Here is a 13,226-nt window from a genome sequence, read left to right as displayed (position 1 = left end):
TTTTTAAGAAGATTTTGGAACATGGAATATCTATATTCCAACATACAAGACTTAAGCGATGAGAAGCACATTTACCTTATTTATTTGCATATTAATTACCCACATAGCTTTTAGCCAAAGCTCATCACAGACATTTAGTGATAACACAGAAGAGTTCGTCCCTAAAATGGAGGAACTCTTTAAAACCGTTTCCGACAAAAAGTATGCAAAGGCGTACTTGGAAGAATTATCCGTTTTCTGGGATTCACCCGAAACCGATGAAGAGCAGAAGAAATTGATCATTAACAACTGTAATGCATTGGCGAAAAAGAAAGCACGTCCTATACCCGATTACGAAGCATACCTAAATGCGGTTCGTGTGTATTTGAAAGCTGACATTTCTCAAAGTTCTTTTACAGCATGGAACAATGCAGTGGTTGATCTCATAAAAAAACCGCGCTTACACCTTCGCACCATCAATACATATTTAAAAACTACTTCTCAATTAGTAACAGACAGCATTATCTTCTCGACCCCTTCCAACAAATGGAAAACCGACAATACTAACTGGACGCTCTCATATACCAACAAAGAACTAATTGCTCGTTTTCCAGCTCTTAACCTAACTTGCCACTCCAAAAACGATAGCATACGAATATGGGATACCAAAGGAACATTTAACTACAGTACAAAAATTTGGAATGGAGACAAAGGCAAGGTAACTTGGGAACGATCAGGATTTAAAGCCGAACAAGTAAGTGCCACTTTTGGCTCCTACTCATTTCCATTTAAACAATCCTATTTCGATATAGACTCAGTACAATTTTACAATACCATCTATTTTGATCATCCATTAATAGGTAGCTTACGTCACAAGGTAATGGATATTAAATCAACGGCTAACTCTACCTATCCACAATTCACATCCGTTGAACAGCGATTTAAACTGGATAATATTCATCCAGACATTAATTATGAAGGTGGATTCTCGCAATTCGGATCTAAGTTTTTAGGATCAGGCACACATGACAACCCTGCCACAATTACCATATACCGTAATGACACTGTTTTTTTAACGGCTAAGTCTCTTTATTTTGCTTTGCGCAAAGACCAGATACTCAGCAGTGATACAGAAGTTAAAATTAGCCTACAAACAGATTATATCTATCACCCAGGGCTGATTTTTAAACTGATGGTAGATAAAAACGAATTACACCTGATTAGAAATGGAGAAGGACTTGCATTGAGTCCATATTTCAATACCTTCCATAACGTTAGTATGGACATCGAGTTACTAACATGGAAAATAGGTAGTGAAACCATGGATCTAAAGATGGTATCTGGTGCAGCTGAAAACCACGGTGAGTTTGAGTCCTTAAGTTATTTTAGAGAAGGTTTCTATAACAGCTTGCAAGGTATGGATGCCATACACCCCTTACAAGGTCTAAAGAACTGCTCTAAGATGCACCATGGTAGACCTTTCACCGCATCTGAATATGCACAGATGATGCACCTACCGGAAAATCAAATCCGCCAGCAGATCATACAATTATCCTTCTATGGTTTTATCGGCTACAATGTAAACACCGATATGATAGAACTACGCCAACGACTATATGATTATTTACAATTTCGATTAGGCAATAAAGATTACGATGTCATTCGGTTTGTTTCCCATACACCTGGTAATATAGCCAATGCACAAATAGATTTACTCAACTACGACATCAATGTCAACGGCGTTAAATCCATATCCATATCCGATAATCAAAATGTAATATTCTTCCCCAAGAATGAACATATCCTCTTAAAAAGAAATCGAAACTTTGTTTTTGATGGAGCCATTAATGCAGGCATGTTAAATTTATACGGTGATGGCTTTAAATTTGACTATGACGATTTTCAAATAGAAATGAAAAATCTGGATTCCGTAAGGATGAAAGTTGAAACAGGAGAACTGGATTATTTTGGACAACCGCAAATGACCTATGTTAAAAATGCCATCGAAAACTTATCCGGTAATCTAAAGATTGACGAACCCAATAACAAATCAGGAAAAGATTTTCATAGCGAATATCCCATTCTGAATAGTGCAACCGAATCATATGTATACTACGATAAACCTGAAATTCAGGACGGACAATATGACAGAGAGAAATTTTATTTTAAGCTTGATACTTTTACTTTAGATAGTATTAGTAAGTTGAGTGCAAAAAACTTTGACTTTACAGGAACTTTTGTTTCTAATATATTTCCCACATTCAAAGAACAATTGACCGTGAGAAATGACTACTCTCTGGGTTTTAAACGTAAAACTCCGGCCGACGGTTATGCAGTTTATGACGGCAAAGCGACCTTTATTGCAGACATTGACATGAGCAACAAGGGACTTAAAGGAAAAGGAACACTTCAATATTTAAGTGCTACCGCCCAATCCGAAAATTTAGTATTTCTACCCGAAAATGCCACAGGACAAGCCTATGATTTCACGGTTAAAAAAAGCGAAGAAGGCGTTGAATATCCCGATGTACATGGAAAATATAACCATATTAATTTCTTGCCCTATCAAGACCAATTAATATCAAAATCGCAAGAAGAATCTTTCACCATGTATAACAACGAGGCCTCACTGGATGGAGAGCTAACCGTTGCACCCGAAGGATCCACAGGTAAAGGAACCTTTTACATGGACAAAGCCAATATCGTATCCAAAGACATGACCTTTGGTGGTTATTCGATGATGGCAGATTCCTCTGACTTTAATCTGGCAAGCAACTCCGATATTGACGAAGCAGTATCATTTAACACCACCAACCTTATATCCAATATAGATTTTCAAAAAAGGCAAGGTAAGTTCAAATCAATATCAGGAGGCAATCCTGTTAATTTTACCGACAATAGATACATATCCTATATCAATGAATTTTCATGGGATATGGAAAACAATGACATTTATTTAGGAGCCAGCGGCTCAAAAGGAAACCGTTTTGTTTCCACCCACAAAAAACAAGATTCTCTAGACTTTATGGTACCACTGGCTAGATACGATGTGGAAAATAAAATTATATATGCCGAGGAAGTAAAAAACATTCAGGTAGCAGATGCCAATATAATACTCAACGACGGATTATTAACGATACGCGAAAATGCCGATATGGCTCCCATTGACAGTGCTTCCATTGTCTTAGCAAATGACACAAACTTCACACACACCATATATAACTCTCACCTCAAAGTAGGAGGTAAGTTTAATTATTCAGGTTACGGAGAATACGATTATTATAACGGAGATGGTAAGAAGTTCACGCTACAATTCAGTAATATTGAATTAAATGATGATTTAAAGACTACAGCAGAAGGTAACATACCAGAAGAAGACATATTTACCTTTGATAAGAATTTCACCTTTAAAGGTAAAACAAAACTAACATCAACCTCACCACACCTTAATTTCGATGGTGGTGTTCAGATGTTACATCAATGTGCCGGTGGCCCACAAACCTATACTTATTTTAAAGCGACCATTGATCCAGACAGTATCGTAATTCCAATAGGAGAAGAACCCGTTGATTTTGAAAGAAAAAAGATATATCGTGACTTTTACATCACCAAAGATTCCTCTCATATTTACGCTACTTTTCTAGCGAAGAGGAAAGATTACAGTGACATACCCATTATTACGGCGGGTGATTACCTATACTTTAATGAGCAGCAAAACGCTTTTGAGATTGCTCATTTAGATAAAATACAAAACCCGGACACCACTGGTGTTTTATTTAGATACTCTAACTCAAGTTGTCAATTATTGGCAGAAGGTCCTTTGAATATGGGGGTTGATCTAGATCAGGTGTCTCTAAGAAGTGCAGGTACCATTATTGACAATCCAAAAAATGATAAGATATCTCTTACTACCCTACTGGGTATAGATTTCTTTTTTAACGAAACGGCCACCCAACAGATGGTGACCCGGATAATGGCATCAACGGCACCGGAAAGCAAACAGTCGGACAGCGGATTTAAAAAACGCCTGGCCGAATTAGTTGGTAGTAAAGAGGCCGCGGAAATCACAAAGCTAAAAAAAGAAGGAAAACCAATCGCATCTTTAAACGAAGTAGTCAACAACATGTTTCTATTTGGAAACATAGACTTTGTATTTGATGGTGTATCACATGCTTATATTGCAGATGGCACGGCAGATTTAACAATGATTAAAAACAATGTTATTAACAAAAAAGTAAATGTAAAAGCTGAAATAGTAAAGAAAAGAAGCGGCAATTCCATCGATCTGTTTTTAAGTTTTGATAAAGACACGTGGTACTATTTTGCCTACAAAGCAAAAATGATGTATACACTTTCTTCTGATGAAGCATTTAACACAACAATAAGCACCCTAAAAAGTGATGAACGAAAAGCGAAGTCTGGTGGTTTTACATTTATCCAGTCACCAGCGAGCAGATTAAACCGTTTTATTAAGAAATTTGGTCTTAGTCCTATTAAAACAAGCGCTGCTGCTTCAGGTCAAAGTATCAGTATTGATGAAGGAGCAGCAGAAGAAAGGTCGAAAGAATAGCACTTTTGATTGTTAGCAAATAAGATAATATTTTCCCATACCTATCTTTTTAGCTACTTTTACGCCATTTATAACATGAAGAAAATGCGAAGAATAAAAACCATATTAATTGCCATACTGACATCATGGATATCCCTATCATCACAAGATAGATCAGCAAGCGATTTTACTTCATATTCGTTGGAGGTATTTCCATTACACAATATAACACAACTGGATGTTAGGGCAAAACATGCACAGGTTGATCTGGTCAACTGGGACAAAGACTCCATCAGTGTAGAGGCGAGTATTGAAATTTATTCAGACAAACCCAATCTAGCCAAAGAAATGATGAATGAAATCAAACTAAAAACCGTTGGATACAGCAATACTTTGCTTGTAAAGACCAGCTTGGTTAAAGATTTCAATCGAACAATCCCATATAAAATTAAATACACCATATTTTTTCCTAAAAAATTAGGACTTAGAATTGAAAACATGCATGGCCGGGTTAATCTGGAAGGAGTGCATGGAGGCGTATTTGCAAATATCTCATACTGTGATATTCAGTTTGGAAAAATATCAGCCGACACAAGTAAAAGTGTTAATCACATTAATTTACTGCACTGTAATGGTATCATTAAAAGTTTAGGTTCATCCGATATAGAAATTAATAATTCCACCATAGAAATCCAGGAAGCTGATCATATCAATGCCATCACTAAATACAGTTTATTAAAAATTGGTCGTATTAAAGATTATCAAGGAAGTTCTCAGGTAGATAATATAAAAATTAAAGCTGGTGATTTTGTGACTATCAACAGCAACAACAGTATTATAAACGTTCAGAATTTTACCCAGAAAGCTTTATTCGAAGGACATAAAGGTTCCTTAATGGTATCCCATTCCGGTGGAAGTTTTCGGGAGTTAACCATTAACAACGAGGAAACACCCACCACCGTAAAAATAGATAGTAACACAAGCTATCTTTTAAATGGAGAGGTGTTCAATGGAAAATTTACACATACACATAAAGACCAACTTAAGGTCGTTACCGATCTCAACAAGATAGGTTTTAGTGGTGTGGTGGGTAAAGATCCGAATACACAAAGAAAAGTCATCATTTTCAACAAAAATCAAAAAGTAGAGTTTAATTAATCAAAAACTGTGTGACATGTCAACAACTGCCGAAAAAATATTTCTTCTTCGAACTAAAATGCTTCATTTAGGTATTGATGCCTTTATAATTCCAGGTAGCGATCCACATATGAGCGAGTATACTGCTGCCCATTGGAAAAAAAGAGAGTTTATATCTGGTTTTACAGGCTCAGCAGGCACCGTAGTGGTTTTGGTTGAAGAAGCAGGCTTATGGACCGATAGCAGATATTATTTACAGGCCGAAGAAGAGCTAGCGGGCAGTGGCATCACTTTATTCAAAGCCTCAGAGCCGGATACTCCCGACTATGTAGATTGGATTGGAGAACGCCTGAACCCCGGAAGCAAGATTGCTTTTGAGGCAGAAGTATTCTCCATTGATGCAGCACGTAAACTCTCCAAAAAATATAAACATTATGGTATAACCTTAGATCCCAACCAAACACTATTGGATGATATATGGGAAGGAAGACCTCCCCTTCCTGAAAATACCATATTTGTCCATGAAACAAAATATGCCGGTTTAAGCCGAAAGGAAAAAGTGGAGAACATCCGAAAAAAAATGCGTCAACAAGATGCATCCCACTATATTATAACAGCCTTGGATGAGATTGCCTGGACACTAAATTTAAGAGGGAACGATGTACCTTATAATCCGGTCTTTCATGCCTACTTAATCATCTCACTGGATGCCGTATATTTATTTATTGACACCCACAAAATATCGGCTTCCATTGGCAAAGTGTTGGCAGAAGATGACATCACTGTACATCTATACACTGATATCTTTAAATGGATAAAGGATATGCCGGTGGAATCAGGTCTGTTATTTGACCCTAGAACAACCAATACAAAAATATACTCACTGGTACCCAAAGAAGTGATTAAAATTGAGAAAGCCAGTATTGTTCAGGATCTAAAAGGTGTTAAAAATCAAACAGAACAGGAAGGCTTCAGAAAGGCCATGATAAAAGATGGAGTAGCCATGGTGAAATTTTTGCATTGGCTTCAAAACAATGTTGCTAAAAAAACAGTCACTGAACTTTCTGCCGCCCATCAATTAAAAAAATTCAGGGCCGAAAATGAAAACTTTGTGGGGGAATCATTTGGTGCAATATCAGGCTTTGCTGCCCATGGAGCCATTGTTCATTACAGTGTTTCTCCAGAAACCGATGCCACACTGACTCCCGATAACTTTTACCTCATTGATTCCGGTGGTCAATATCACGAGGGCACAACAGATATTACCAGAACCATTCATTTGGGGACGCCAAGTGCGCAACAAAAATCAGATTATACCATGGTTTTAAAAGGCAATATAGCCTTGGACACCACCTCTTTCCCTCAAGGAACCAGGGGTGTACACCTAGATATATTAGCACGCAAACCACTATGGTCTAAAGGGTTAAATTATGGACATGGAACAGGACATGGGGTAGGCTGTTTTTTAAATGTACACGAAGGGCCTCAAAGTATTCGCCCCAATGACAATGGTGTCGCCTTTGAAAAAGGGATGGTTACGTCCAATGAACCCGGACTATACAGAACTGGTCAATACGGCATCCGCATTGAAAACCTCCTTTTAACCATAGAATCAAACCAATCAGAATTTGGAGAGTTTTTAAAATTCGAAACCTTAACCCTTTGTCCTATTGATCTAAAACCCATTGAACCTAGTTTGCTTACCCATGAAGAAAAAGAATGGTTAAATAACTATCACCAAAAAGTATACGATACCTTATCACCTTTTTTAAATGATGAACTAAAACAATGGCTTCAGGAACACACAAAAGAAATAAATTAGTTTGAGATCTATTTTTTATGTTATCAGTTTGTATTCCGGTATATAACTATGATGTCTGCCCATTGGTGCACCATTTAGTTCAACAAACAATAAATACGAACCATTTGGTGGAGATTATTGTTATGGACGATGCTTCTATACCGGAGTATATCAACATAAATACTAAAATAGAAAAATACAATAATGTTAGTTTTATTAAACTGCGCGACAATATTGGAAGATCTTGCATTAGAAATTTATTGGCTAGTAAAGCTACATACAACTATATTCTTTTTTTAGATGGAGATTCCTCCATAAAACCTGACTTTCTGGATCGTTACATAAAAGCCATTGAAACAGATACCTATGTAATCTGTGGTGGCACTATTTATACCGACACATGTCCTGATCCCCATAAAATGCTTCACTGGAAAGCAGGTAAATTCAGAGAAAGTCATTCTGTTGAACAAAGGATAAAAAACACATATCAAAATTTGACTTCCAATAATTTTGTTATCAAGAGAGATATATTTGAACATATATCTTTCGATGAAAAAATCAAAAAATACGGTCATGAAGATACCTTATTTGGTATAGACTTAGAACTAAAAAACATTCATATCAAACACATTGACAACCCCGTAATACACTTGGGTATAGATTTAAATAAAGATTACTTAAAAAAAACAGAACAGGCCATCGAAAATCTGGTACAACTATTGAGAGAACCAAAGTATAAAATAGTCTTGTCACAAAGAATCAAGCTTCTTAGATATTTTAATTGGATATATAAAACAAAAACCGATGGATTGATAATCTTTTTTTTTACTTTACTAAAGTCCGCTATAACTCGCAATTTACTGAGCGCAAAGCCGAGCTTGAAACTTTTTGATTTTTTTAAGATAGGCTACTTAGTAACTACTTATAAATGCACAGAAATTATTCAAAGAACAGAACTTTAAACAATATATTCATGAACACACGATCCATAACACACGTTTTTTTTATCTTGATACTATGTTGTTACACTTCCTTCAGTAAAGCTCAAGGATACAAAATTGATGTTTCTGTAAAAGGATGGCAAGATACCACACTGATACTAGGACATTATTTCAACAAAAAGATGTTGGTTAATGATACCATTTATATTGATAATAACGGGGCGGGCACGTTTACAGGAGAAGAAAAACTACCTGGTGGTGTTTATATCATATATATGCCCGATCAAACATATTTCGATATCATCGTAGATGATGAACAGCACTTTTCTATTACCGCAAACAAAGAAAACCCGGTTCAATCATTAGTGATACATGGTAATAAACAAGAAAAGGCATTTAATGACTACCAGAAATTTATATTTTCAAAACAAGAAAAGGCAAAGGAGATACAAGAAAAACTAAAAGACAAAGACCAATATACAAAAGAGCAGCAAGATACTTTCAAAAAGCAATTGTCGGAACTATCTACTGATGTTCAGTCATATTGGGACAAGATATTACATCTACACGAAGGAACTTTCTTGGCCTCATTTATCAAGGCCATGCGTGAAATTGAGGTTCCTGACTTCAAAGCACTTAACCAACCAGACTCTGTGATACAGGTGAAGAGATATCAATATTACAAACAACATTATTTTGACAATATCGATATGAATGACGATCGTTTGTTACGTACACCTTTTTTTACGGGCAAGCTGGAGAACTTCTTCTCTAAAACGATTCTACAATTGCCTGACAGTATCGTAAAAGAAGCAGTGAGAGTCATTGACATGGCCAAAGGAAACAAGGATATGGAAAAATATCTCATTCAGTTCACCTTTAACTATGCCAACGAAAGCAAACTAATGGGAATGGATGCCGCTATGGTTCAGTTGGGCGAAAAGTATTACCTTTCAGGGATAGCCGATTGGGTAGACCAAGAATTTATTGACAAACTGGAAGATAGAATTACAAAACTTAAACCCAACCTGATTGGCAATACAGCACCCGACTTAAAAATGGTATCTCCCAACAATCAATATTACCGTCTCAGCGAAGTGTACGCACCCATCACTATATTGATATTTTGGGAACCGGACTGTGGACACTGTAAAAAAGAAATTCCTAAACTAAAAGAGTTAGTCTGGGATAAATATCAAGATGTGGGTGTGAAAATATTTGCCGTATTCACGCAGCATGAAAAAGAAAAATGGACAGATTTCATTGCTGATCATCAACTGGAAGAATGGATAAATGTTTATGACCCATATCATCAAAGTAATTTCCGTAACTTATATGATATTTATAGCACACCAGCTATTTATATCTTAGATGAAAATAAAAAGATCATTGGAAAAAGAATTGGTGCTGAACAGGTTCCTGATTTCATTGACCATCAGCTAAAACTAAACAAACAAGCTGCCGCTAGTCTATAGAATTTATCCCAAACTTCAATGTTCAACACAAAAGCTTATTGCTTAGTACGTACACAGTCGTTACAGCATACAAAGCAATCTGTTCACCAATAAATTACACACAGAATCATTATATAAGAATGAGCAAAACATATATATATTACTTTACATCGGTGGCGTTTCTCATGGGATTGATGGCTTGTGAGAACAATACCAAAGAGATACCTAATTCTGAAATTTATATCAATATGCCTGAAGATGGTTATGAGGTGAAAGTTAATGATACCATTGATATATCACCCAAAATCACCTATGACATTAACACTACGTATTCTTGGGTACTCGATGGTAGTCTTATTAGTACAGAAAAAGATCTTCGCCTGATTCCAACAGAATTGAATAAATATGCTTATCTGTTTTCCATCAACAATAGCCGTGGAATTGCCAGCATAAACATTAGCGTTCAGTCTATGTACAAAACAGACTTTGAAGAAATAGTGCTTGAAGAAGACACCTTCTGGACCAATACCGAAAATTACACTTCATTTATATCCGATCAAATTCAATTTGAATCAACGGGAAACTACGAATCAGACGAATGGACTGGTTTTACTTACTCTAATCTTACTGGTAGCAATTCGGATAATGACTACGAAAAATACAGCAGTTACGACGATCCAGACGAATATGATTCTGACATTTTTGGAGTAATGTTACTGGATGCCTACCAGCATCCCATCACATTGACCACTAAAGATGGTGAAGATCATTTATTTAAAAGTATCTCCATTAATAACGCCTACTATGTAGTGGATGCTATCAGTAACGGCAACAATGGCTCCAAAAAATTCGGTGGCGAAACGGGTACTGATACAGATTGGTTAAAACTTACTATTACTGGAATTAACAAGAATGGAACCACCCGTGGAAACGTTGAGATTATGCTTGCGGACTATACTTCGGGTAGTAATCGCTACAATACCATTTTAAAAGAATGGACTGCCTACGATCTTCAGAATATAGGTAAGGTATCGCGACTGGAGTTTGTGCTCAGCTCTTCAGACAGCGAAGGCGGAAAAATAAATACCCCGCCTTTTGTCTGCTTTGATGAAGTTAAGATCATTGAATAAAATAAAGACCTTATTCAACAAGTATTTTTTTATTGAGCCACGCATCTTCCAATTGTATTTTTAGTATATAAACCCCTGCAGGTATATCATTTAAGGTCACTTCAATTTCTTCACCACTTTTATTAATAGGCTGGGTAAATAATACCCGGCCACCCATATCAATCACTTGAACATGATCAACAAATTGTTGATTACTATTTAAATAAATAGCATCTTTTACTCCAGGTAGGTGATATAGCACCAACTCTTTCTCTTCTGATAAAACCACCTGAGTATCACCGTAGACTACCGATTCTGCCAACACATCTAACCAAAGCGAATAATGCATGCTATTATCGTATACATCAGCGGCCTTTTCCCATCCGGTGCTACTATGATAAACCCACATTGTATTGTTTACTTTGCTATCAGCAACAGAAACATACAGTGCAAAAGAATCTATTGGTGAGCCTTCATAATTGATTTCATAACCTACAAAAAAGCTACCTGTCACCTCTACTGGATCATCTAACTCCAGATAAACTTCTTTATTTTTGGTGAGCGATCCGATACTAATATCCTCCTTTTTAGACAACAAGGTCTGTGGAGATTCACTACCTTGCCATACCATCACATCAACAGTTTGTCCAGAACCATATTTATAGTCACACGGCATCATATAAATTCCTTTTATAATGGCCGATTTAATGCCTGTAAATTTTTCAGCAAACATAGTGGCTTGCATTACATTATGTCCGGCCAGATAGCCATCAACTGTGACATCTGAGTCGATGGCATCATCTCCTGTTTCTACATTACTTATACGCACAAAAGGATTATCCGCATAAGGATCGAGCCCTTCCAAGCTTTGGGCACCTAAATTTTGGGGATCGAGCCACGACTTAAAATGTGCGTTCTCCTCTGTATTCTTATCCCAAGCCTTATAAAACTGGGTAAAATAATCATTTATTGGATTACCACAATAGGCCTGACCTCCGGACAGTGTTCCAACTAATAGGTTGTTGGCATCAAATATGGGGCAACCCGAAGACCCTCTCTCTGTGGCTCCGGTGGTCCATTCGCTCACTCTCCAGTGAAAATTATCCACCTGAGCATATGGGCTATTTGACAAAAAATTATAGGTTGATGCTTCCAACTCACCACTAAAGGTTGAAATTTTTTTAACATCACCTTGCGGATGATGAATAGAAACAAAAGGTGCCGAAGGCGACGAACTCAAAGTCCAGCCTGCATAATAAGGTCTATAATAAGCCGGTGGCCTCTCCTCCATTTTTAACAATGCAATATCCAAACTATCCACTAGCACTTTCGTCTCTCCTCCAGTAATACTCTGTGAGCTAGTGCCCAAAGTTTGCAAATTGGAACCATCGATAACAGCACAGTGAGGCGATTCATAATTAAAAAAGAGTAAGGTAGTACTTCCCGCAGCATCCTCTTTCATGCAATGAGCTGCTGTAATCATATAAGGTGTTCCATCATTATTGGTATTATTAATCATCGTTCCAGTACAATAATCAACACCTCCAACCAGCATACGAACCACAGAACGACGAATATCCAACTGATTATCTGCATCATAACAAGAAATATCTTCGTTGCAGCTGCCCGATTCACCGAAAATTCCATATTTTAAAGAGCCGAGATCATAGAAACCTAAAAAATCATGGTTAACTGCACCAATCAATAATTCTCCATGAAAAGGAACATCTTTTGGTTCCTGGTATTCCACTACAACTTCATCACCGCGCACCGGTGCAGTTGGTAAAACACCCGAGGTCATATTATTTTCAGACGTAAAAGCCCCAATCATGTCGGAATAGTCTGTATTATAAATAAACAATTTCCCTCCTTCTGGTAATCTATATCTATCAAATATTAGATTAATAGTAAATGCACCGGGGGAGCTAATCAATAAACGCCACACTTTGGTACCATCTTCCAAGGTAGTCCAGGTTCCTGAATTATCAGGCGTATAGTTTACAGTATACTGATGTGCAAAAGTCAAGGCTTGTCCTTTACTATATTGTTCCAGAGACTTAAGCTGTTGTTGACTGGCCGCAAAGTGAAGTTCTTTAGCACAAGATTCAAGATCCGGGCTAAGTTCATATTTATAAATAGGACTACCACCATAACTAACCTGCCCCTGGAGATCAAAAGCCAAGTTGAACAACAGAAACAACCATAGTCCCCATTTTATATTTCCTTTCTGATCCATAAAATTATTCTCTATTGCTT

7 protein-coding genes are annotated in these 13,226 nt (G+C 36.9%); 6 read left to right on the top strand and 1 reads right to left on the bottom strand.

Annotated features, from left to right (window positions below; all coding sequences use genetic code 11):
* The first annotated feature begins 58 nt into the window (after nucleotides 1-58).
* From CYTFE_RS25015 to CYTFE_RS0104730, 6 genes are all read left to right on the top strand, one after another.
* Nucleotides 59-4,549, top strand: coding sequence for a hypothetical protein (locus CYTFE_RS25015; RefSeq protein WP_152541756.1), 4,491 nt, complete (start codon nucleotides 59-61; stop codon nucleotides 4,547-4,549).
* An 84-nt stretch (nucleotides 4,550-4,633) separates the two neighbouring features.
* Complete coding sequence (locus tag CYTFE_RS0104750) at nucleotides 4,634-5,686, top strand: hypothetical protein (RefSeq protein ID WP_152541755.1); 1,053 nt, start codon at nucleotides 4,634-4,636, stop codon at nucleotides 5,684-5,686.
* Nucleotides 5,687-5,702: 16 nt separating this feature from the next.
* On the top strand, nucleotides 5,703-7,487 hold the full coding sequence (locus tag CYTFE_RS0104745) for an aminopeptidase P family protein (RefSeq protein WP_027470880.1): 1,785 nt from the start codon (nucleotides 5,703-5,705) through the stop codon (nucleotides 7,485-7,487).
* Nucleotides 7,488-7,504: 17 nt separating this feature from the next.
* Nucleotides 7,505-8,428, top strand: coding sequence for a glycosyltransferase family 2 protein (locus CYTFE_RS25010; RefSeq protein WP_044213047.1), 924 nt, complete (start codon nucleotides 7,505-7,507; stop codon nucleotides 8,426-8,428).
* 11 nt (nucleotides 8,429-8,439) lie between these two features.
* Nucleotides 8,440-9,882 (top strand): TlpA family protein disulfide reductase, encoded by a 1,443-nt coding sequence (locus tag CYTFE_RS25005; protein ID WP_052342995.1) that lies wholly within the window; start codon nucleotides 8,440-8,442, stop codon nucleotides 9,880-9,882.
* Between the two features lie 119 nt (nucleotides 9,883-10,001).
* Complete coding sequence (locus CYTFE_RS0104730) at nucleotides 10,002-10,991, top strand: DUF4465 domain-containing protein (RefSeq protein WP_027470879.1); 990 nt, start codon at nucleotides 10,002-10,004, stop codon at nucleotides 10,989-10,991.
* 10 nt (nucleotides 10,992-11,001) lie between these two features.
* Here the strand turns inward: CYTFE_RS0104730 and CYTFE_RS28380 are convergent, their stop codons facing one another.
* Nucleotides 11,002-13,206 carry a trypsin-like peptidase domain-containing protein gene (locus tag CYTFE_RS28380; RefSeq protein ID WP_052342994.1) on the bottom strand — a complete coding sequence of 735 codons (2,205 nt, stop codon included), beginning with the start codon at nucleotides 13,204-13,206 and terminating at the stop codon, nucleotides 11,002-11,004.
* Nucleotides 13,207-13,226 lie beyond the last annotated feature (20 nt).

The organism is Saccharicrinis fermentans DSM 9555 = JCM 21142 (assembly GCF_000517085.1).
In the GTDB taxonomy this organism is placed as follows: domain Bacteria; phylum Bacteroidota; class Bacteroidia; order Bacteroidales; family Marinilabiliaceae; genus Saccharicrinis; species Saccharicrinis fermentans.
This window is presented reverse-complemented; position numbering and strand designations above follow the sequence as displayed.